Source organism: Deltaproteobacteria bacterium (assembly GCA_003194485.1).
Lineage (GTDB): Bacteria > Desulfobacterota > Dissulfuribacteria > Dissulfuribacterales > UBA3076 > UBA3076.
This window is the reverse complement of sequence record PQXD01000003.1, coordinates 144,924-165,400: the sequence shown is the minus strand read 5'-3', so window position 1 is coordinate 165,400 and position 20,477 is coordinate 144,924. Positions and strand designations below refer to the sequence as shown.

Annotated in this window: 26 protein-coding genes and 1 CRISPR repeat array; of the genes, 19 read left to right on the top strand and 7 right to left on the bottom strand. The window is 43.8% G+C overall.

All coding sequences use genetic code 11. The features are described from left to right. The 18 genes from C4B57_03015 (at window position 1) to C4B57_02930 (ending at window position 15,413) form a co-directional block, all read left to right on the top strand. Entirely contained in the window at window positions 1-687 is a 687-nt protein-coding gene (locus tag C4B57_03015) for a hypothetical protein (GenBank protein PXF55605.1), read from the top strand. Window position 688: 1 nt separating this feature from the next. Further along, the gene (gene cas8a1, locus C4B57_03010; protein PXF55604.1) at window positions 689-2,104 is read left to right on the top strand and encodes a type I-B CRISPR-associated protein Cas8b1/Cst1; all 1,416 of its coding nucleotides are present in this window, start codon (window positions 689-691) and stop codon (window positions 2,102-2,104) included. 14 nt (window positions 2,105-2,118) lie between these two features. After that, the gene (gene cas7i, locus C4B57_03005; protein PXF55603.1) at window positions 2,119-3,174 is read left to right on the top strand and encodes a type I-B CRISPR-associated protein Cas7/Cst2/DevR; all 1,056 of its coding nucleotides are present in this window, start codon (window positions 2,119-2,121) and stop codon (window positions 3,172-3,174) included. Between the two features lie 12 nt (window positions 3,175-3,186). Beyond that, window positions 3,187-3,840 (top strand): type I-B CRISPR-associated protein Cas5, encoded by a 654-nt coding sequence (gene cas5b, locus C4B57_03000; GenBank protein PXF55602.1) that lies wholly within the window; start codon window positions 3,187-3,189, stop codon window positions 3,838-3,840. 2 nt (window positions 3,841-3,842) lie between these two features. Further along, window positions 3,843-6,197, top strand: a complete 2,355-nt coding sequence (locus C4B57_02995; GenBank protein PXF55601.1) for a hypothetical protein — start codon at window positions 3,843-3,845, stop codon at window positions 6,195-6,197. 581 nt (window positions 6,198-6,778) lie between these two features. Next, the gene (locus C4B57_02990; GenBank protein PXF55600.1) at window positions 6,779-6,982 is read left to right on the top strand and encodes a DUF2191 domain-containing protein; all 204 of its coding nucleotides are present in this window, start codon (window positions 6,779-6,781) and stop codon (window positions 6,980-6,982) included. Then, entirely contained in the window at window positions 6,979-7,383 is a 405-nt protein-coding gene (locus tag C4B57_02985) for a PIN domain nuclease (protein PXF55599.1), read from the top strand. The genes C4B57_02990 and C4B57_02985 overlap by 4 nt, the downstream gene beginning before the upstream one ends. Before the next feature lie 109 nt (window positions 7,384-7,492). Then, the gene (locus C4B57_02980; protein PXF55598.1) at window positions 7,493-7,816 is read left to right on the top strand and encodes a hypothetical protein; all 324 of its coding nucleotides are present in this window, start codon (window positions 7,493-7,495) and stop codon (window positions 7,814-7,816) included. Continuing rightward, complete coding sequence (locus tag C4B57_02975) at window positions 7,774-8,415, top strand: hypothetical protein (GenBank protein PXF55597.1); 642 nt, start codon at window positions 7,774-7,776, stop codon at window positions 8,413-8,415. Before C4B57_02980 ends, C4B57_02975 begins: the two co-directional genes overlap by 43 nt. A 93-nt stretch (window positions 8,416-8,508) precedes the next feature. After that, a complete protein-coding gene (gene cas1, locus C4B57_02970; protein PXF55596.1) occupies window positions 8,509-8,853 on the top strand; it encodes a CRISPR-associated endonuclease Cas1 in 345 nt (114 codons plus the stop codon). A gap of 319 nt (window positions 8,854-9,172) precedes the next feature. Further along, on the top strand, window positions 9,173-10,078 hold the full coding sequence (locus C4B57_02965; protein PXF55595.1) for a hypothetical protein: 906 nt from the start codon (window positions 9,173-9,175) through the stop codon (window positions 10,076-10,078). A 161-nt stretch (window positions 10,079-10,239) separates the two neighbouring features. Next, the gene (locus tag C4B57_02960) at window positions 10,240-10,512 is read left to right on the top strand and encodes a type II toxin-antitoxin system Phd/YefM family antitoxin (GenBank protein ID PXF55594.1); all 273 of its coding nucleotides are present in this window, start codon (window positions 10,240-10,242) and stop codon (window positions 10,510-10,512) included. Continuing rightward, on the top strand, window positions 10,500-10,904 hold the full coding sequence (locus C4B57_02955) for a VapC toxin family PIN domain ribonuclease (GenBank protein ID PXF55593.1): 405 nt from the start codon (window positions 10,500-10,502) through the stop codon (window positions 10,902-10,904). Before C4B57_02960 ends, C4B57_02955 begins: the two co-directional genes overlap by 13 nt. Before the next feature lie 101 nt (window positions 10,905-11,005). Beyond that, the gene (gene cas1 / locus C4B57_02950) at window positions 11,006-12,016 is read left to right on the top strand and encodes a CRISPR-associated endonuclease Cas1 (protein PXF55592.1); all 1,011 of its coding nucleotides are present in this window, start codon (window positions 11,006-11,008) and stop codon (window positions 12,014-12,016) included. A 15-nt stretch (window positions 12,017-12,031) separates the two neighbouring features. Then, window positions 12,032-12,253, top strand: a complete 222-nt coding sequence (locus tag C4B57_02945) for a hypothetical protein (protein PXF55591.1) — start codon at window positions 12,032-12,034, stop codon at window positions 12,251-12,253. Beyond that, window positions 12,240-12,545 carry a CRISPR-associated endonuclease Cas2 gene (cas2, locus tag C4B57_02940; GenBank protein PXF55590.1) on the top strand — a complete coding sequence of 102 codons (306 nt, stop codon included), beginning with the start codon at window positions 12,240-12,242 and terminating at the stop codon, window positions 12,543-12,545. The genes C4B57_02945 and cas2 overlap by 14 nt, the downstream gene beginning before the upstream one ends. A 58-nt stretch (window positions 12,546-12,603) precedes the next feature. After that, complete coding sequence (cas4, locus tag C4B57_02935) at window positions 12,604-13,182, top strand: CRISPR-associated protein Cas4 (protein PXF55629.1); 579 nt, start codon at window positions 12,604-12,606, stop codon at window positions 13,180-13,182. Window positions 13,183-13,331: 149 nt separating this feature from the next. After that, a CRISPR array of direct repeats spans window positions 13,332-14,988; the repeat unit is 37 nt; unit sequence GCCGGTAGGCATCATCCAGAAGAACAAGGATTGAAAC. Between the two features lie 206 nt (window positions 14,989-15,194). Beyond that, window positions 15,195-15,413, top strand: coding sequence for a hypothetical protein (locus C4B57_02930; protein PXF55589.1), 219 nt, complete (start codon window positions 15,195-15,197; stop codon window positions 15,411-15,413). Between the two features lie 141 nt (window positions 15,414-15,554). Here the strand turns inward: C4B57_02930 and C4B57_02925 are convergent, their stop codons facing one another. The 6 genes from C4B57_02925 to C4B57_02900 all read right to left on the bottom strand — a co-directional run bounded on the left by C4B57_02925 (window position 15,555) and on the right by C4B57_02900 (window position 19,087). Then, entirely contained in the window at window positions 15,555-15,845 is a 291-nt protein-coding gene (locus C4B57_02925; protein PXF55588.1) for a flagellar biosynthesis protein FlhB, read from the bottom strand. Between the two features lie 64 nt (window positions 15,846-15,909). Further along, window positions 15,910-17,058 carry a hypothetical protein gene (locus tag C4B57_02920; GenBank protein PXF55587.1) on the bottom strand — a complete coding sequence of 383 codons (1,149 nt, stop codon included), beginning with the start codon at window positions 17,056-17,058 and terminating at the stop codon, window positions 15,910-15,912. Next, window positions 17,051-17,509, bottom strand: a complete 459-nt coding sequence (locus C4B57_02915) for a hypothetical protein (protein ID PXF55586.1) — start codon at window positions 17,507-17,509, stop codon at window positions 17,051-17,053. Before C4B57_02915 ends, C4B57_02920 begins: the two co-directional genes overlap by 8 nt. A 1-nt stretch (window position 17,510) precedes the next feature. Beyond that, complete coding sequence (locus tag C4B57_02910; GenBank protein PXF55585.1) at window positions 17,511-17,831, bottom strand: hypothetical protein; 321 nt, start codon at window positions 17,829-17,831, stop codon at window positions 17,511-17,513. A gap of 30 nt (window positions 17,832-17,861) precedes the next feature. Beyond that, window positions 17,862-18,125: a hypothetical protein gene (locus C4B57_02905; protein ID PXF55584.1), complete on the bottom strand. Its 264-nt coding sequence runs from the start codon at window positions 18,123-18,125 to the stop codon at window positions 17,862-17,864. A 167-nt stretch (window positions 18,126-18,292) separates the two neighbouring features. Beyond that, window positions 18,293-19,087, bottom strand: coding sequence for a FliA/WhiG family RNA polymerase sigma factor (locus C4B57_02900; GenBank protein PXF55583.1), 795 nt, complete (start codon window positions 19,085-19,087; stop codon window positions 18,293-18,295). 247 nt (window positions 19,088-19,334) lie between these two features. Between C4B57_02900 and C4B57_02895 the strand changes: the two genes are divergently transcribed. Further along, a complete protein-coding gene (locus C4B57_02895) occupies window positions 19,335-19,646 on the top strand; it encodes a hypothetical protein (protein PXF55582.1) in 312 nt (103 codons plus the stop codon). Between the two features lie 60 nt (window positions 19,647-19,706). On the opposite strand, the gene C4B57_02890 is transcribed toward C4B57_02895, so the two are convergent. Further along, window positions 19,707-20,477: DDE transposase (locus tag C4B57_02890; GenBank protein PXF55581.1), on the bottom strand; the 771-nt coding region annotated here is incomplete at its 5' end.

The following is a 20,477-nucleotide window of genomic DNA, read 5'->3' as shown; positions in this document are numbered from 1 at the left end:
ATGGAATCTCAAAAAGATAAGTTAGACAAAATCAAAATATTTACGCTCATTTTCGATTTTGAAATTGAAAAACGGGAAATCCCGGCCTTCCGTGCCGCCATGATTGAAAAGATTGGGAAGGAACACGTCTTGTTTCATAATCACTTGGAAGATCAATTTCGTTACGGATACCCCCTCATCCAATATAAGACTGTTCGTAGAAATCCCACAATGATATGTATAAATCAAGGCTCCGAGGATATCCTGAAGCTATTTGAGCAAGTCGATCTGGATCTCGTTATCCATGGGAAGAGGGTGGAAGTGAAAATTAAACATATATCTTTCGATTATTTTCAGTGTGGATTTTCTCTCAAGCCGGTGAAGTACAAAATCGAAAACTGGTTCGCCCTGAATGAAACCAATTTTACGAAGTTCATTGCCCTCAACAATAATGGCATGAAGAAAGAGTTCCTTCAGCGAGTGCTGGTCGGTAATATTCTGTCATTTGCCAAAGGGATTCAATGGAATATCAATAAGCAAATTGAGCTGACAATTACGAATTTGCCGAAAAGCCATTTTTTTGTCTTTAAAAATCATAAGATGGCCGGATTTAATCTCTATTTTGTGACCAATATTATTTTGCCAGATTTCATTGGCCTCGGCAAATCGGTTTCCCGTGGATTTGGTGTGATAAGAAGGAGTGGATAATATGGAACAAATGACACAGACACTCACTGGCGATCCATTTGTGGATATGGGCGGAGTGGTCATGAATAGCCTCACCCAACAAACTGTTGAGGGAAAAATTCGCTTTATCACCGACGTTTATGTGGATCACTGGAAGGGAAAGATTAACTCTGTATTCTTGCACTCAAAAATAACCACTATTCATGCTACGGGAAAACCTAAGCGCCAACGCGATGATTCCTTAAAATACTATCTTGAATTCCTGCAAGGCAAAGGAAATGTCATAGATGGATATTGCAGGATATGCTCCAGCAAAGGGCCGTTGTTTGAGGGGGGCAGGGATAATTTTCCACTGGTAGGCTCGGGAGAATTTACCAACTTTTATCACTCTCAGGAGCCTGGCTTGCTCATCTGCAAAGACTGTCTTATCAAACTTTACTTCCTTCCATTGGGGCTGTTACAGAGTGGAGGGAATCTCATGTTTCTTCAAATTCAAAATGAATATACGGAAAGGCTGTGGCGCGAGGATATCATCCTGAAGAATCTGGATAAAATACATAGGGGTTCTTCCGAGGGCATTTTGAAATCAATCTATGGAAGATCCTTTGCAAATCCCCGAAATGCGCTTTTTTTCTTCTCATCCAAGTTGATTGAACGATTTCAACTGTATGATCACCCTTCCCAACAGTTAAGGTTATTTTACTTTACAAACTTCGGGAGCAAACCTGATGCCGAAATTTACGACCTTCCCAGCCCGGTTTTCGCTTTTCTAAAAAGAGTTTTGAAACCCGATTTGAGAGCGGATTGGCACTATTTTGTAAAAAAGCATTACTGTTTCCGCAAATCGGTTCACTTTGACGCAGAGGCAGGAGAGTGGGTTGAGGTCAAAAAAAAGATAGCCACCAAGTTGGAAATCAACGATTACGAAGGGACCAACAGTAATACCATTTATGACCGTTTACTTGCCGGAAAGTCTATATTGTGGCATTTACGTGAAGTGTATAAGTCTAGGAGGTTCCCGATTTATTTAGCCATAGCGTATCTGAAGGAGGTGAAAAAGATGAAGCAGGAACAGATCGATCTAATCCGGAAAATTTCGGATAAAATTATCGCATTGTGCCGGAAAGAAAGGGATTACAAAAAGTTTATTACTCCGTTAGAAGGGGCCAGATATGGTTACCAACTCCGCAGTGCAATCACCCGCATGGTTAAAGTCCATTATAAGGACGGCGAACCCGAACCATTTATTCGCTTTAATGATTACGTCGAATACCTTTTCCCTGATGGGCAGAACTGGTATGAAGTCAGGGACTTCTTGTTAATATGTTTGTATGAAAAACTTCACGATTTGCGTATAGCACCGGATGAGATTCCCGATGAACCAATATCCGAAATAGAAGAAATAGAAAGACAATCAATTGAAGCGTTTAATCAATAACCGGGAGGACGAAAATGTTATATACAGTTCAGGGGTTTCTTTTAATAGATGTGGATGTGGTTGCTTTAAACAATGCCGGCAAAGATACAACCACTGCTTTGGAAAACGCTGTGGCCACCAAAAAGATTTACAAGAACGGGAAAAGCTATGCTTATGTCTCCGGCCAGGCATGGCGGTATTGGTGGCGGGAAACACTCAAAAAAGAGTTCGCCTGGAAGATGTCCCCGGTCATAAGAGAAAAGAAAATTGCTTTCACTGAAGCCAACCCCATTATATATGCTGATGATGACATGTTTGGCTACATGAGGGCGGCAAAAGAGGAAACAATCGACGACAAAGGGAAGACGAAGAGCAAGAATGTTACCTTGACACGTGTTTCACCGCTTAAAAACTCCGCGTTGCTCAGCGTATCGCCAACCAATATCGTGCAGAATTGGTCTTCAATGTCCCGCCAAGAAGGTGATGCCGTTCCTTATGGCAAGGACGAGTATTGCGCCACAATGAAAGGGATGTTTTCCGTCGCGCTTGAACAAGTGGGGACCTTTTCCAGTGAAGAACGGACCGGCTTTAAGAACCTCAATGGAAATCTTAAACAAATCGCCATCGATAATAAAGCGACAGAGATTGACGACCCCTTTGCCAAAGACAAAACAGGCAATCCGTTGAAATTATATCGGCTGCCGAAGGAAACACGAGTCAAAAGGGTTGAAGATACCATCCGCGCCCTTGAAGTTCTCAACGGCGGGGCAATGCAAACCACCAACATGGGAGATGTAACTCCGAAAATTATCGTATTGACCACCCTGGGTAGCGGTAATCATCTCTTTTCCCATCTTGCAAAAGACGATCTCGGAAAACCTGTTTTTTCTCTGGATGCGCTCAAACAGGTTGTAACGGATTATTCGGACCGAATCGTCGGAAAAGTCTATATTGGAAGGCGGACGGGTTTTATGGACGAGTTGGAAGAGGGATTTCGTAAGTTCAAAGAAGAAAATAACAGAATTTATTATGGATCAGTGAATGAAGCAATAAGGGCCTATACGGAAGAAGTAAAAACACAAATTCCATAAGGGCGGACAGCTATGAAAGCCTACAGAATCCATCTGACCAGTTGGACCGCAAGTTTTCGTTATCCAAATCTTATCAGCGGTTATCAACCTTCTTTGGTAGTGCCGCCTCTTGCCACGATCTACGGTCTGATTTCCGCTGCGGCAGGTGACTATATTTCCGCCAAGGAGGTGTCTGTCGGTTATGTGTATAGTTTTGGATGCCAAACGGTTGAGCTTGAAACTATTTACCAATTCAGCAGCAAATCTTCCCGACTTATCACTAAACCCAATGTTATGCGAAGGCAGATTCTTTTTGACAACTCGTTGTGGCTTTATTTAAGCAACTCAAGAGTAGCGGATTTCTTTTACAAACCTTATTTTCAGCTCCTTTTAGGTCGCTCCAATGATCTTGCATCAGTGCAATCTATTGAACAAATTGACATTCAGCCCCTGGCCGAACTTACAAAATTGAGAGGCACTTCGGTTCCAGTTGGCAATATACCCCTTGCCGCTCCTATTCAGGCATTACCTGTCAGCTTTACAAATGAAATACCACGAAGAAGCATGGGGACGCGTCCGTTTTTTCTCTTGGAATATGATTATGTGCAGCCGGAAGCCCTGCCGGGAAAAGGCTTCCTCGATCCGCAACTCGACCACGAGATATACTGGCACGATTACACGGAGTAGGCGTGAAAAAAGCCCCTATTAAATCTTTGGCGCAGGAATGCAGTGCTGAAAGCATTCTGGCAAAATCAGACGGCAAAAGTCTGCTCCGGCACATTGAGGATTGTTTAAAGGTATACCAGGATCTCAAAATGGCTTTGCCGATCCTTCCTTCTCTCTCCGGGATGGAAGATTTTTTTGATCTTCTTTTCTGCACTGTTTATCTGCACGACTGGGGCAAGGTCCACATGGAGTTTCAACGGGTTTTAAAAAAACAAGAAAATCAATGGCGCCATAATCGCCACGAGATTTTCAGTGTACCTTTTGTGGAAATGCTGCCATTTACCCCGGAACGGAAGGAAATCATTGCACTGAGTATTCTCGGGCATCATAAAGATTTTGAAACCCTTCAGGAGTATCTTTACTCGGATAAAGAAGTTGAAGAATATCGATTGAACCATAAATACCAGGTTAATCCATTAGATTTCAACGAAAATTTACAAAAATGCCTGAATGTAACGTATCTTCTGGACTTGAAAGCAAAGTTGCAGGATTACTACGACCGGTATGCATCCGGAAAACGACAATTCGAATTTGAGCATGTTGATTTCTCTTCCCAGAAAAATCCCATCCAAGCATATGCCCTCTCATATCTTGTAAAGAAAGTCGAACCAGGGGACACAAAATATTGGCCTCGGATGTTTCTTTCCGGAGCCACCAAACTCTGCGACCATATGGGATCGGCCGAACAACTGGAAATCCCGAGACTTACAGAAAAATCTTTCCATTTTTTAAACCGGTTAAACGGCAAATGGTACACACATCAGGAAGAATGCGGACGTGTCAAGGGAAATGTATTTCTCGCGGCTCCTACCGGTTCCGGTAAAACAGAAGCTGCTCTGTTATGGCTCAGAAAACAACTGCAGAGCGGCCACCAAGGCCGCATTTTTTATGTGTTGCCCTATACGGCTTCAATCAACGCCATGCATCAACGGTTAGCAAGAGACTTCGAAGGCAAAGGGGCGAAACCGGGACAGACAACATATATTGGCCTTCTACACGGAAAACTCAGCCAATATCTGTCAGAATATTTTGAAGACACGGAAGACAATCCCAAGGACTTACAACTCCGGTTAGGAAAAATCAAGGAGATGCACCGGCAGATGGTACATCCTTTGAAAGTCGTTACCCCTTTTCAAATATTGAAATATTGTTACGGAGTTAAAGGATTCGAGAAAGGATTCACCGAGTTGGCAGGCGCTATGCTTATCTTTGATGAAATACATGCATATGACGTTCAAACCTTTGCGCAGATCATCTCTTCCCTGAAATGGCTGACAAAATATTTGCACATCAGGGTAATGATCATGACCGCCACCCTCCCTTCATTTATGTACAAGGAACTCCAAAGCGCTGTTGGCCATTCCGTCCTTGTAAAAGCCGATCATACTCTTCTGGAGCAATTCACCAGGCATCGGGTTCAAATTGCTGCCGGAACCATATTCGATCAAACCCCCGTAATTAAAAAAATGCTACGTAAAAGGGGAAAAATCATTGTTGTTTGTAATACCGTCTCTAATGCCCAGGAAGTTTTTCGTCAATTAACTGGCAATATGGAAACATCAAAGGCCGTTTTGCTCCATTCTCGATTCATTGCAGAACACCGGATGGAGAAAGAAAGACTTCTTTTTGAAGATGATATCCGCCTTCTCGTTGGCACGCAGGCCATTGAAGTGAGTCTGGACATTGATTTTGACGTCATGTTTACGGAGCCTGCTCCCCTGGATGCGCTTATCCAGAGATTCGGCCGTATCAATAGAAGGCGCGAGAAAGGTGTCTGCCCGGTTTTTATCTGCCGTGAAGGGGGTAAGTATGACTCTTATATTTATCCTGAAGAGCTTGTAACCAGAACCTTGGAAGTGCTGAGCGGGATTTCTGTAATAAAAGAATATTCACTTCAGAAAATGCTTGACGAAGTTTACCCTCAATGGCCTGACCAAAATAAGTACGACGAAACCAAGGCGGGATTCATGGAAAGTTTGGGCAGGTTGAAACCATTCATGCGGCATAAAGAGGAAGAGGAAGCCTTCTATCGCAGATTCACGAGCGTTTCAGTGTTGCCGGTTGAGTTTCGAGAGATTTACGAAGAACATATACGTCAGTTTGATTTCATTGAAGCAGAAAAATTGTTCATTACAGTGCATAAGGGCATGTTCTACAAGCTGCTCAACAAAGAACTCATAGAAAGAGAAGTTGCCGAGATAAGACAAAATAATCGCATAAAATCATTTCCTTATTGGGTTGTAGATTGCAAATATAGTAAGCATTTCGGGCTATTAGAAAAAGAATCCGTTACTGGCAACGGCAACATAATATGCTAATTTACGTTTTGCCATAGCAGGGAAAAGCGCGTATCGGGACCGGAACCAGAAACAGCTTCCTCGTAAGCCCATATTCGCGCAACTATTTTACGAAAACTAACAAAGACGGCTTTTTCGTGGAACAATAGCACGAAAAATCGTTTGGAAAGGAACCCGCCAGGAGAAATGTTAATGCCCACAGATCAAACAGTTAATGTAAGCGGGATGAGACCCTGGTGCTGGCTGCAAAGAATGGCGCACTTCATGTTTGTGTTTCTGGTTAGGTGGCCTGCAATCAAGCTGATGAAAAGAGCGATTTATTTTTCCCTGCTCCCTAAGTAGATGGCGCTTGAGGCCATGGCCGACCTGTACCGGACCTTGCCTCCGGATGCCGCTGCCGATTGGTCAAAGACAGTCGAGAGGGGCCATGCAGTCCCAGGCCATGAACCAATTATTACGCCTCTTGGACAAGCATCTGGAACTGCTGATTGAAATCAGGAAGAAAAAGGCGGCATAATAACCGGCGGGAATTAGTCCGGGCTTGCAATACACATCTTTTATTGTATAATGTGTATTAATAGGTTGAAAAGGAAGTAATTTACATGGGACGCACAAATGTTGTTCTTGATGACGAACTGGTGGATAAATGCCAGAAAGCTACCGGAATAAAGACACGCAGAGCGCTTATAGATTATGCCCTGCGTGAACTTCTCAGGCGTGAATCCCAACTCAAGATTCTTGAATTAAAAGGGAAGGTTCATTGGGATGGTGATTTGGACGCCTCCCGCCGGGGCCGCACTCCATGATTATTATGGTCGATACGACTGTATGGATTGATTTTTTCGGTAGTCTGGAATTCCCTCATGTTGCAACCCTGGAATCTTTGGTGCGTAACAAGGATGATCTCTGCATCTGCGGCGTCATTCTGACGGAAGTCCTCCAGGGCATCCGCAAGGAAAAGGAGTACAAAGATACCAGAGAGAGATTCGACAGCTTAATATTTCTCCCGATGACCCATGCAACTTTTATCAAGGCAGCGGATATTTACCGTGCCCTCCGGCGCAAAGGGATTACGATCCGCAAGCCGATAGATTGCATGATTGCTTCCGTGGCAATCGAGAACGATATTCCACTGCTTCACAACGACAGAGACTTTGACCAGATTGAGCAGCACTGTGATCTCAAGACCATAAAAACAGGGAAATAAGGGCAATACTCTTGGTACATTCCTCACTCCTGACTTTTGGTTGCGGAGAAAAATGGTTTCCAAGGAGTCCGGGTTGATATCTATTATGGTAGAGTAGAGGTTTTTTATCGTGAGAGCTGGGAGTAAGCCCACAAAAGGCAAACAACCGGATATCAAGGTCCTCTTTTCTCCCACCTTGTTCTGGGACGCGGCTCAGATCGATCCCGAGCGACACGCGTGGTATGTAATAGCCCGGGTCCTTGACTTCGGCGATATGGCTGATGTCCATCGATTAAGGGAGATATACGGTGATGAACAGATCGCCCGGGTGGTGCGGTGCCGGCGTGGTTTGTCGCCCCGGACCGGCAAATACTGGGCTGTCCGCTTGGGCATCCCGGTGAGAGAGGTCGAATGTTTGAGGAAGTATTATCCGTGGATGCCATCAAGGCGGTAAAGTCGCTGGCGCCCCGGGTCGGAGATTTTTACCTGGCCGGCGGCACTGCCCTGGCCCTCCAATTACGACACAGGAAATCGGACGATCTCGATTTTTTCTCTACCAGGCCCTTCAACACGGATGTGCTGCTGGCCACGATCCAGGCCACCCGGGTATTTTTTACTTCGCAGGGGACAATACACTGCGAAGTTGAAGGAATACGGGTTTCATTCCTCTATTATGAAGTTCCCCTTATTGCCGCACCCGCAGTCTGGCGTGGAATAAAAGTTGCGCACTGGCGTGATATCGGGGCGGAAAAAATAAAAACCATATCTCAGCGCGGAGCCAAAAAGGATTTTTGCGACCTTTATGCGATAATTAAACTGAGGGCCTCCATCCGGGAGGTTTGTTCAGTTTTTAACCCGAATTATGCAGCAGCCAAGTTTGCCAAAGATGCGAGGCGGAAGGCACGCAGACGTACTTTTGTACTTCAAGTGCCTGACAACAAAGCAGATTTGGTAAAATTGGCTGCCCCTTGTGGCTTCAAATACCGAACAATTTTTAACTCCGGTGGAATGCACCTTTTGGGTGAACATTCCAAACTGGACAATACACCATAACTTACTGATTTTTCTATTTGTTCCTTATTGTTCGGTGTTTGAAGTGCATAATTTGGGTTTAAGACCCGGTTCAAGGAAAGCGGGCAAGGGTCCCTGGCAGAGATCAGGGGCGGAAACCTTGAGGCTGTGCGCAGCCGGGTCCTGGGCGTCGAAGGCAACGGCGGCCGGATATATTTCTCCACCTTGCCGGAGGCGTTGCCGGAACGGTATCAGTTCAACGGCCGCAGCCGTAATCCGGCCAAAGACTTCTTCAACTGCCTGCTCAACTATGGCTACGGTGTCCTCTATTCCCTGGTGGAGCATGGATGCATCCTGGCCGGGCTTGATCTATACCGGCCTTTTGCACACGGACAGATCAGGCGGAATATCTGCTCGGCCAGTTGGGCAAGCTTAACCTGGAGACGGTTTGCGAGGACAAAGGGGAGAAGTTTACCTTGATTGAGGCGGAATACCCCACCAGGGACTTATTCATTGAAATGGATGATGAGGCATCGGAAATATGTGTTTTGAATATGACACAGAGGAAAGAAGCGTAATTCCTTCGCTTCTTCTTGAACGTAGAAGAAAGTTATCTGTTTCAAAACAAGCAGGCTATTTACTTTCTGGAAGAGATTGCGGCCCAGTATGAGGATGCCGAAAAAATAACTCTGGTAATGGATAATCTGAATACACACGCTCGATAGTTGACGTGACACTGTTCTACTATATGAAAATAGGAAAAACAGACCATTTTTGTTAATACGAAAGGGGCAACATAGTGGGTAATTTTGAAGAGAAAAAATACAAATTGGAACGTCTAAAGATTTTACTGCTGTTCATTGGTGCTGCATCGACTTTTCTGACATTTTCCCTCCCTTTTGTATATCAGCGTGAGCAGCAAATGAATCTTTACTTTTCTGAAGCACTGCAACGTCTGGGGGATGCGAATGCAGCGGTTCGGGCTACTTCTGCTATTGATTTGATTAACTTGCATCGCTACCGACGATACTTTGGTATAGGGCCTAAGCCCTTTGAAAAGAGGTGTGAGTTTGTATTAATAAATAGTCTGATGAAAAAAGATGAAGAAGAGTTCGTTCGACAAGCTATAATTCACGCCATCATAGATATGAATCCTCAAGCACTTGAAGGTGCCAGGCTAAAAGGGGCAAATTTGAGTGGTCTTGATCTTAGAGGCATCAGCTTTAAAAAGGCCGATCTATCTTTTGCAAATTTGTCTCGGGCTACGGCCGCTGGCCCCGGCGCTTCCGATTATCCCGCCAATTTTGAATATGCCAACTTTATGTATGCTAATATGAAGGATACTGAATTTATGCATGCTACCTTCGAAGGAGCACTCCTTGAAGGAACTGATTTGTCTGGCTCTCGTCTATGGCATAGCACAAATCTAAGAAAGTGTCTTCTTATAGGAACGAATCTGACGAATGCAAATCTATCAGGCCCAGGTCAACAAGGAGCTAATTTAGAAGAAGCCATAATAGATGGGGCAATTCTAAACAATACGGATTTATCACATACTTTTTTGGACAGAGCAACCTTCAAAAATATCTCAAAGTGGGATGACAAAACCAATTTTAAGGACGCAACCTGTGAAAACGCCATATTTGACACCTTCTCTGATTTTTATAAATGGGGTCGAAAAAAATTTCCAAACTGTTTCAAGTAGGTGAGCTATCTGCCTATTTCGATGAATTCGGCCAGTGAATCCGAAGAGGAGGCGGGCCTCCGGGGCGATATGTTTGTTCGTGGTCTTTCTCCTTGCTCCGTGGGTATAAAGGGGCTAATATGTAAAGTATGATTCGAGCATATTTTATGTAGAGGTGAAATATGAAAACGATTACCGCAACGGAACTGGCTCGTAATTTGCGCAAGGTGCTGGACTGCATGGTACATGACGGCGAGGAAATCGCAATTGAGCGTAATCATCAGCAGATCGCGCGTCTGGTGCCTGGGCCTCGGCTTCAGACGGCACTTGAGGCCATGGCCGACCTGTACCGGACATTGCCTCCCGAGGCCGCCGGTGGTTGGATCAAGGACAGTCGAGAGTATCCGGGCGGGGGCTGGATTGATGAAGGAGTGCATGATCCATGGGATTCATAATCGATACCTGCATCTGGATCGATGTCGAGCAGGGGGCCTTGGCACCCGCGGATGTAGCGTTGTTGACCGGCGATGCGCCGGTTTTTCTCTCTCCGGTTACCCTTGCTGAACTCAAGTTCGGGGCTGAAATTGCCGGAAATCCAAGCACACGGCAGAAACGGCTGGCAGCCCTCCGCCGGTTGCAACGTAAGCCGCTTCTGACCATCAATGGTGATACCGCCGACATCTTTGGCGGCCTTGCAGCATACATAAAAGCCTCTGGACGCGGTCATCGTTATCGGGTTCAGGATTTGTGGCTCGCCAGCCAGGCAATCCAATACGGGTTTAGCCTGCTTACACGAAATAAAAAAGATTTTGAAGATATTCCCGGACTCGATCTTATTATTTGTTAGCGAACCGGAAGATCAAGATCAGATTTGCAGGTCAAATTGGACAGAAAATTGTGGGCGTCCCTGTGGCGCGGTTGGAAACCGTAATCGAAAATTCTGTATAGATGCAACTTGTTCTTAACACTTACGGGTCATACCTCCGGGTAAAGGACGGTAATTTCCTGGTCAAGGCCAAAGAGCGCAAGATGGAGCTTTCGCCCCGCAAGGTAAGTTCTATCCTGGTGACCACCGGCGTGAGCCTGACCTCGGACGTGATCAAGCTGGCCATGACCTGGAATATCGACCTGGTCTTCCTGGATGAGTTCGGCACGCCGTACGGCCGGGTCTGGCACTGCCGGCTGGGAAGTACCACCCGGATCAGGCGGCGGCAGTTGGAGGTGGCTGAAACCATGGAAGGCGTCCACCTTGTACTGGAATGGGTGAAACGAAAGTTTGAAAACCAGATCGAACACCTTGCGGAATTGCGCAAACGGCGGACCCGGAAGAGCCGGGAGCTGACCGGCGGAATCAACCAGCTTACGTCCCTGCAAGGATCCCTGGCGGAGATCAAGGGCGGAAACCTTGAGGCTGTGCGCAGCCGGGTCCTGGGCGTCGAAGGCAACGGCAGCCGGGTATATTTCTCCACCTTGTCGGAAGCGTTACCGGAACGGTATCAGTTCAACGGCCGCAGCCGTAATCCGGCCAAAGACTTCTTCAACTGTCTGCTCAACTATGGCTACGGAGTCCTCTATTCCCTGGTGGAGCATGGATGCATCCTGGCCGGGCTTGATCCCTATACCGGCCTTTTGCACACGGATAATTACAACAAGAAGTCCATGGTGTTCGATATGATCGAACCTTACCGGGTATGGGCCGACCGGGTGGTCATGGTGCTGTTGGCCGGCCGTAAGGTAAAGGAAGCCCATTTTGATGAGATAAAGGGCGGCTATACCCTGAACAAGGAGGGCAAGGCCCTCCTGCTGACAAGGTTCAATGAATATCTGGACGAGGCGATACGCTACCGGGGCCGCAACATCAAGCGCCGCCATATTATCCAGTTTGACTGCCACCGGCTGGCCAATATTCTCATAAAAAAAGGCAGTATCGACAAGGTGCCGGAACTTGTCGAGCTGTAGACTGCCACCGGCTGATTGGAGGTAAGTGCTCACAGGGCACCGCATCTGCTGCGTTGCCTGCCTGGCGGCAGACAGGTCAGGCACTTGAAGTACAAGGAGTACGCCTGCGTGCCTTCCGCCTTGCACCTGTCTGCCGTGCTGGCACAGGCAGGTCTGCAGCACCCTGTGAGCCCTCACATGATGGCGGTTTACACCAAAATGACTGCGATTGGGGGAGTTTGTTTTGAAGGCGGATGAAACGCTAGTCTGGATAATCTACGACATTTCCGACGACCGGGCCAGGACCAAGATCGCCAAGGCCTGCAAGCAAAAGGGGCTTTACCGGGTGCAGTACTCGGCGTTCGTGGGCAGTATCAACCACAACAGTCTGGATGAGCTGACCCTTCAGATGGAGGATCTTATGGATGACGATGGTGATAAGGTATATATTTTCCCTATGTGCGAGGATGATTTCAGAAAATGCCGCCTGCTCGGTGAGGCCTTTGACCAAAAACTGGTAAAAGGGGATCTGCTTGAACTTATCTTTTGAAACAACCGAGGCCGGGCTGGAAGGCAGTGGTGAATTCTACGAGGCCACGGCCTTGCCCATGATCACTCCCAGCGATGTCATGGAATACTGTTTTTGTCCCCGCTTTGTCTACTTCATGCATTGCCTCAAGATTCCCCAGCATGAGGAACGGCGCTACAAGGTTATGGCCGGCCGCGAAATGCACCAGCGCCGCCTGGTTCGCAATCGTGAGTACCTGCGAAAAAAGATAGGATGTATCGCCAAAGAGGAGGATGTTTACCTGGCATCAGCCAGGTTAAAAGTTCGGGGCAGGATTGACGAAATACTCACCCTGAGCGACGGCTCCATGGCGCCGCTGGATTACAAATTTGCCGAATATAAAGACAATATCTTCAAGACGTTGCGGATTCAGACCATGCTATATGCCGGTCTTATCAAGGAACGATACAACCGGGAGGTAAAACGTGGGTTTATCTGTTTTCTGCGAAGCGCCAACAAGCTGGTTGAAGTCCCGGTCAATACTGATGAACTGAAAAAGAAAAAGGCTTGGAAAATAGTGGAAGGTGTGTTTTCAATAATCTATCGTGATTATTATCCCAACAGATCAAACTCACGGCGAAAATGTCTGGACTGCACGTACAAAAATATTTGCGTTTAGGCGACTTGACAATGTTTTCAAATAGTTATACATGTAATCTATTCTGAGAATGGTATATTATCAACAGATAACCAATGCATTTGTGGTAAAAAGAGGAGAGCTGATAATTATTTTTTCCTTATCTAATCAAAAGGTTGAGGGAAGGTTGCTCCGGTAGGCATCATCCAGAAGAACAAGGATTGAAACACTGTCTTGCGGTAATGACAAACCTTGCGTAAGTTGCCGGTAGGCATCATCCAGAAGAACAAGGATTGAAACCGTCTTAGTGCGTGGACGCTCGCTCAGCCCAGGAGGCCGGTAGGCATCATCCAGAAGAACAAGGATTGAAACAGCAAAGTTAGGGAAATTCATGTGCTCCATACTTCCGGCCGGTAGGCATCATCCAGAAGAACAAGGATTGAAACAAAACCTGCAATCTCACTCCAGAATCAGAAGTGCAGAGGCCGGTAGGCATCATCCAGAAGAACAAGGATTGAAACGAGAAGGAATTCGCAAAGATCAAGCCACAGTCGATGGCCGGTAGGCATCATCCAGAAGAACAAGGATTGAAACTGGGCGAAGAAGGTCAAGAGAATCCATCTGATGCAGGCCGGTAGGCATCATCCAGAAGAACAAGGATTGAAACCCCCTTGGCGGATGTATTGAAGAAAGGCATTAGCATGGGCCGGTAGGCATCATCCAGAAGAACAAGGATTGAAACCTTCTTACAATGAGCAAAAAGTGATTATGGAAAATGAGGCCGGTAGGCATCATCCAGAAGAACAAGGATTGAAACACGAAAATCATCGAAGCGGATAAGTCGAGCACTATCTGCCGGTAGGCATCATCCAGAAGAACAAGGATTGAAACAGAAAAGTTCACCTCCGATTATTATATCTTTCATTGCCGGTAGGCATCATCCAGAAGAACAAGGATTGAAACTATCAATTAATCTACTGACATAAGAACCCTTCCCCCAGCCGGTAGGCATCATCCAGAAGAACAAGGATTGAAACGCCCAAGACCCCGGATGAGACTGTCATAGGTACAAATTGCCGGTAGGCATCATCCAGAAGAACAAGGATTGAAACAAGACAGCAGAGAAACAAAAGAAAATCATTGCCGAGCCGGTAGGCATCATCCAGAAGAACAAGGATTGAAACTGCTCAGGATGCACTAAGCCGGCTCATCCAGAATGGGCCGGTAGGCATCATCCAGAAGAACAAGGATTGAAACTATCCTGGCGGATAATGGCACAGTAGTCTATTATCTTGCCGGTAGGCATCATCCAGAAGAACAAGGATTGAAACTTATTAACCTCAATAGTTTAGCTCCCGGCATTCGGATGCCGGTAGGCATCATCCAGAAGAACAAGGATTGAAACAGAAAGCCAGGGCTCCTATCAAATGAAAAAGCCATCGAGCCGGTAGGCATCATCCAGAAGAACAAGGATTGAAACTGAAAAAGCTGATAGAGTATCGAGACAAACCAAAATGGCCGGTAGGCATCATCCAGAAGAACAAGGATTGAAACTGAAAAAGCTGATAGAGTATCGAGACAAACCAAAATGGCCGGTAGGCATCATCCAGAAGAACAAGGATTGAAACCCTGCATCAAGTTTGGCTATCTTGGCCCGCTCCTTGCCGGTAGGCATCATCCAGAAGAACAAGGATTGAAACCAAAATGTATTGACTGTGACCCGGCAGCCGGGTCAACGCCGGTAGGCATCATCCAGAAGAACAAGGATTGAAACCACGCAATGGTCTATACCGTCAACGCCACCTGTACGGGCCGGTAGGCATCATCCAGAAGAACAAGGATTGAAACCCGTATCCTGATTACATATCCTCAGAACTCCGTGATCACATGAGATACCAATACTTCCGTAGACGAAAGGTGCCTATTGGCAGTGGTGCTATCGAAAGCGGTATTCGTCGTGTAATCAATCTTCGCCTGAAGGCTCCGGGAACCTTTTGGAGAGAAGATACGGCAGAGGTCTTTCTCTATCTCCGGTCTCAACTTGTGTCAGGAAGATGGAAACTGTGTTTCAGCAACTTTCATCGAGCCGCTTTGGCAGCAGGTTAAGTCTATCAACAAAAACGAAATGCGCCCGGGAACGTATCTTCAAGGATCCCATGACAACGGCAGCTGCCATTGACCGCCTGACGGGCTATCGTCTGGAACAGTCCCAAAAAGGAAGAAATTTTAATGAAAAAAACAGAAAAATTGACAAACGGAAAAGGGAATTATAATTGTCGTTGACAGGGAAAAATAATTGTCGTTGATCATGCGATGAGTGAGCCTTGAAACCCGGAAAAAGATAACCGCTTCAGGACGGGATATAACGGGTTCACCGGATATTTACGCAAAGTCCGCGCAGAGAAAGCCTCCTTTTACTTTGTCTGCCTCTCTCTATATTGCTCATTAATTGAGTAAACAAAAGCCAATATTTCAGCAATAGCCTTATAAATCTCAACAGGAATCTGCTCATCGATATCAAGTCGGCTTAAGATCTGTACCAGGGCGGGATCTTCCTTAATAGGTATATTATGCTCCATGGCCAGTTTTATAATTTTTTCAGCTATTGAACCCCTTCCTTTAGCAGTTACCTTTGGAGCTGCATCCTTTTTGTTATCATATTCTATAGCAGCCGCTATAACGTTTTTTTTCTTATGCCAGTCCATCAAAAATATCTCTCAAAAGTAATTAAGTAATAATTACACTATAAGAAGACCTTTTTGAAACTAATTATACCAAAAGATCTACTTTTTCTTGTGCAAATAGATACTGAAACTCGCTACATTCATCCTTTTTTAAAATATTCGTATCTACCACACATTCAAGGTAATCTACTTTATATTTAAGATCCTTAAGTTTTTTGCGTAAATTATCTAAAAAAGGTAGTATAAAATTGCGTAAATTATTATCGTTACATTTTAAAATACAGCTTATGTTCTTTTCAATGATTTTTGCATCAATAACAATGTCACCTAATGCATCCATATGCAACAAAAATATGATACTCTTTTGTTTTTGCTGCTCTCTGCCTTCTGAATTCCTGTCTCCAAATTTAACAAAAATTTCCGCAAATCCCATCTTTTCTGTAAATAATATAGGAATTTGAAACATATACTTACCTTCATATTCCTGAAACAGATAATTTATCACTTGATGGGATTCAATCATCTTTAATGATGTGTTAATAAAATCAGAAAGCTTTTCTACTGCCGAAAGATTTCTGTTTTCCATCAATAATTTAAGCTTATCAGACATATTTATGAGAAGTCCCTTAAGACTTTGGGAAGAATCATTTAGATTTGCAGTCTTAAAAAGACCCTTATTTATATAATTTTTAAGCCCCTTTTCCATTAAATAGCCAAATTTGTATATATAATTCCTTAAAAAAAGCTTATCATTCAGAGTTTCTTTAGAAATCACTAAAGATCCTAAAAGGTTTTGAATATTCTCTATGTTCTCTTTTCCCAGATGTAATGCGACCTCCCCCAGGCCCTCTTGATTGAACACCTTGCTTAGCTCCAAAAAAAAGGCACAGACTGCCTTTGGATTCGAACGATAGAACCTCACATAATCGGCGATTCCGGAATCCTGCAGCTTTTCTGGATTCTGTATGAAACGAAGGACAACCCTGGGATGTAATCGCTCAACTTTTACTGTAATTTTTTCACCTACTTTAAATGGTATCTCAGAATCCGCTAAAATCTTCGCCGTTTTCAGTAAAATTAGCAATTTTCTGTCGCCAACTTTTTCTAAAACATCCGCTTCCACAACTTCATTGACAGAAAGAGGAAGTAAAAAAATTTCTTTTTTTGAATCTGTAACGGGGGATTTAATTTGCGAAATTAGATTAGAGCGGACGAAATTAAAAGTGTTAGGCATTTTCATTCTTTTTACGATCAAGATCTAAAATAAGGCGTATCTCTCCTTCTGTTAAATTCAACACATGGGCCATCTCTTTCTCGCTTAGACCTTGTTCGGCCAACTTTATGACCTCTTCATACCTTTCTCCACGGTTTGAACCGCTTGGTCTCATTTCTTCAAGCCTGCTGTCTGACTCTTCTATAAGAAATTTCAATCTTTTCTCTTTTTCATCTAAGACATATGCCATCTCTTTGAAAGATTTTCTGCCCTCATTTAAAGTTTCCAATAGATAATCAGCAGAATGCCGGGAATCTTCTATAAACTTCTTGAATTCAGTAAAAGAATCCGTATCTATTACTAATGATCTCTTCTTCATCTCTTTGTTTACTATCCGGATAAAAAATATAATGGCAAAAAATAGCATTAAATCCGCAAAAATCTGAAGGGCTGGCAATAAATCTATAGTCATCTTATATCCTTATATCTACTTTTCTCCCAATCTCATCAGCCGATAGATCATTACTGAAATCAGAGATAACTTCTCCATCAGACTTTTGTTTGTTATGCTTGGACTCTTTTTTTCTCTTATGTTGTTCCTCTTTCTCTCTAACTATGAGTTGCTCACTCTTTTCAAGATCTTTAACTTTTTTCCTTAATAATGACTTTTCTTTATTTAATTGATCTCTAAAATATCTCTGCTGTATATCAGGATGCTGTTGCTGAATCTGCTGAACACGTTCAACAGCATTTGATTGTAATATTGTTTGCTGTATATCAAGTGCTCTGACCATGGCTTCAACTCCATCCAAACAAAGGCTTTACTATCTTTTATCAATTATGATATTTTCAAGCATTTTCCAAGCTCTTTTCACTTTTTCTTCCTCCTTAATATCTTCTTTAGTCTTACACATTGATCTCCTCGTAGAATAAATAATATATACATTACCTTGCTCGTCTTTAATCACTCTTGTACCTTCTTTCTCTTGTTCTAACATTATTTGAATCGTTTTATCGCTTACTCCTGCCTTCTTCAATTCAATGATCTGTTCTGGTGTAATCGCATAACTATATGGCAAAAGGACCATTGTGACAAAAAAATTATTATAAAATATGTTCTTTTCATTTCAATATAAATAATTAAATAATGACTATTGAGTTAGCTCCGCTTCGATATATAGTCTTTGATTATTGGGTAATCATCCAATAATCCGTTACAATTAGCATATGATGTGGAGCTAACTCAATAGTCATATTAAATAAATTCGTCGTGTCTATATTTCTTCAAAATACTCTTTAATTTTAATATTATCTGAGAATGAAGTTGACATATCCTTGATTCACTTAATGACATTACCATTCCTATTTCCTTTAATGTCAATTCCTCATAATAATATAGTTGTAAAACTAATTTCTCTTTTTTAGATAGTAAATCTATTGCATCTCTTAATGTCTCTTTCAATTCTTTATCTGCTAGAAGAAAAAAAGGATTATTTTGATCAATTTTTTCCAGGACATCATAGGTACCATACTTTTCACAATAATTGGCGCATAAATTATCAGTGCTCAAGATGCAAACTCCCCTTGCTTCATTAAGAAGCTTATAATACTCATCAACTGATACGCCAAGAAAATCTGACACCTCTTCATCTGTTGGATGCCGTCTGAGCTCCCCTTGCAATGCTGTAAATGCCTCCTCGATCTTTGCAGCTTTGTTTTTGGCTGATCTGGATACACCATCTCTTGACCTCAATTCATCTAAAACAGCTCCACGAATCCTAAATCTGGCATATGTCTCAAATAGTACATTCCTCGTTTCATCAAATTTCTTTAAAGCAGATATCAATCCTATTATGCCGGCATTGATTAAATCATCTTTATTCACATAACTCGGTAATTTCAAAGCAATTCTCTCAACAATATTCTTAACAAGAGGTGCATATTTAATTATAACCTCGTCGCGCTTTTTTTTGTCGGTCATCCCTGCTAACATTTGTCCCGCCAAAGAACTCAGATTCCACATCCGTAATCTTCCGGCCGCTCTTGACATAATTTCTCAGCGACCGTAAAAAGACACTTGCTCGCCCTGGAATTGGGGGAAAATTCAACAAGAATACTCTGTTGCTTTACGGCTTCATGAACGGTCTTGTCGCAAAGGATATATCCCAAATAATCGACGAAAAGGTTCAAAAAATGATCTGTTGCACTGTTCAGTCTCCTATAGAGTCTGTCCCGCAAATATTAGTTGCAAAATGAGGCCGAATTCGGTAAAATATTATATAATTTCAACATGATAATTGCTTTTTGAGGGCCTCATGAACTACAATTTCAGAAGCTATAATCCGGAGCAACCATATCTGCTACCCCCATCTCTGGACGACTGGCTCCCCCAGGACCATCTTGCCCGATTTATATCTGAGACAGTTGATCAAATGGATCTGTCAGCATTAATCACAGCTTACAGAGCCAATGGCCAGGGAAGCGCAGCCTATCATCCGGCAATGATGGTAAAGATACTTTTGAGCGTGTCCCGTAAATCATATCAGCCGAAGATTTCGATTCGGCCAAATTTTGGCCTTATGCCCCTCTGGACTTTCTGGAAATGCTGATTATTGAGATTCATTGTCATAAGAGCCTTATTCCACCCCCTGTTTTCCTCTATTTTATGCTCATATTGCCGTTTTTCTGTCGCCATATCTGTATAGCTTCAAAATATTGTGCGCACTGCACCATAAGGTGAATTCGTTCTTAACCTTCTCAAGTCCACGTAAGAGAAAGCCGGGGAAACCCTGACAATGTTTCATCTGCCCAAATACAGGTTCAATTATTCGCTTGCGAAATCCATAAATATATCGACTGACTGGGTTTTGGAGGTTCCTGTCCATGGCCTTGTATCTGTCGGAACGGTGCCTGATATTTTTGGAGCCGGATTCGGCCTTTCTCATCTCTTGCTCTTTCCGGGTTGAAACAAGAGCGTTTATTTCATCCTTGGATTCCAGGTATTCAAGATTATCGTCACTGCAATACCCTGCGTCAGCAAGGACTGTCTTTGCGTAAACATCTATTTCTGAAAGATTCTGCTGTGCCTGCTCCAGCATAGGTTTAAGCTGATGAATGTCATTGGCCTCATTCACCACGTCACAGGCAATAACTATCTGGTCTTCTGTAGCTACGGCCTGAGCATTATAACCTTGAATATAACCTTTGGACGTCTTCTGAATACGACTCTCAGAATCGGTCATATTGACCTTGGTTTCAGGCTTCACTGTGTCGTCAGGCTTTTGAGATTTTCTGCCGTGTTTCTTATGAGACTCCTTGCTCTTTTTGGCTTCAGCCTTTTTTCTGGCTTCCAGGTATTTTTTAGCCTCTTTGATCTTTGCAAGCCTTTTTTCTGCAGTACTCAAATCCTCAGGAAGTTCATCACCACGTTTGCTGCCATA

Coding starts and splice junctions, on each gene's coding strand:
- C4B57_03015 (PXF55605.1), top strand. CDS start 1: ATGGAATCTCAAAAAGATAAGTTAGACAAAATCAAAATATTTACGCTC.
- cas8a1 (PXF55604.1), top strand. CDS start 689: ATGGAACAAATGACACAGACACTCACTGGCGATCCATTTGTGGATATG.
- cas7i (PXF55603.1), top strand. CDS start 2,119: ATGTTATATACAGTTCAGGGGTTTCTTTTAATAGATGTGGATGTGGTT.
- cas5b (PXF55602.1), top strand. CDS start 3,187: ATGAAAGCCTACAGAATCCATCTGACCAGTTGGACCGCAAGTTTTCGT.
- C4B57_02990 (PXF55600.1), top strand. CDS start 6,779: ATGGGACGCACAAATGTTGTTCTTGATGACGAACTGGTGGATAAATGC.
- C4B57_02985 (PXF55599.1), top strand. CDS start 6,979: ATGATTATTATGGTCGATACGACTGTATGGATTGATTTTTTCGGTAGT.
- C4B57_02975 (PXF55597.1), top strand. CDS start 7,774: ATGTTTGAGGAAGTATTATCCGTGGATGCCATCAAGGCGGTAAAGTCG.
- C4B57_02960 (PXF55594.1), top strand. CDS start 10,240: ATGAAAACGATTACCGCAACGGAACTGGCTCGTAATTTGCGCAAGGTG.
- C4B57_02955 (PXF55593.1), top strand. CDS start 10,500: ATGGGATTCATAATCGATACCTGCATCTGGATCGATGTCGAGCAGGGG.
- cas1 (PXF55592.1), top strand. CDS start 11,006: ATGCAACTTGTTCTTAACACTTACGGGTCATACCTCCGGGTAAAGGAC.
- cas4 (PXF55629.1), top strand. CDS start 12,604: ATGATCACTCCCAGCGATGTCATGGAATACTGTTTTTGTCCCCGCTTT.
- C4B57_02930 (PXF55589.1), top strand. CDS start 15,195: ATGGAAACTGTGTTTCAGCAACTTTCATCGAGCCGCTTTGGCAGCAGG.
- C4B57_02925 (PXF55588.1), bottom strand. CDS start 15,845: ATGGACTGGCATAAGAAAAAAAACGTTATAGCGGCTGCTATAGAATAT.
- C4B57_02920 (PXF55587.1), bottom strand. CDS start 17,058: ATGCCTAACACTTTTAATTTCGTCCGCTCTAATCTAATTTCGCAAATT.
- C4B57_02915 (PXF55586.1), bottom strand. CDS start 17,509: ATGACTATAGATTTATTGCCAGCCCTTCAGATTTTTGCGGATTTAATG.
- C4B57_02910 (PXF55585.1), bottom strand. CDS start 17,831: ATGGTCAGAGCACTTGATATACAGCAAACAATATTACAATCAAATGCT.
- C4B57_02905 (PXF55584.1), bottom strand. CDS start 18,125: ATGGTCCTTTTGCCATATAGTTATGCGATTACACCAGAACAGATCATT.
- C4B57_02900 (PXF55583.1), bottom strand. CDS start 19,087: ATGTCAAGAGCGGCCGGAAGATTACGGATGTGGAATCTGAGTTCTTTG.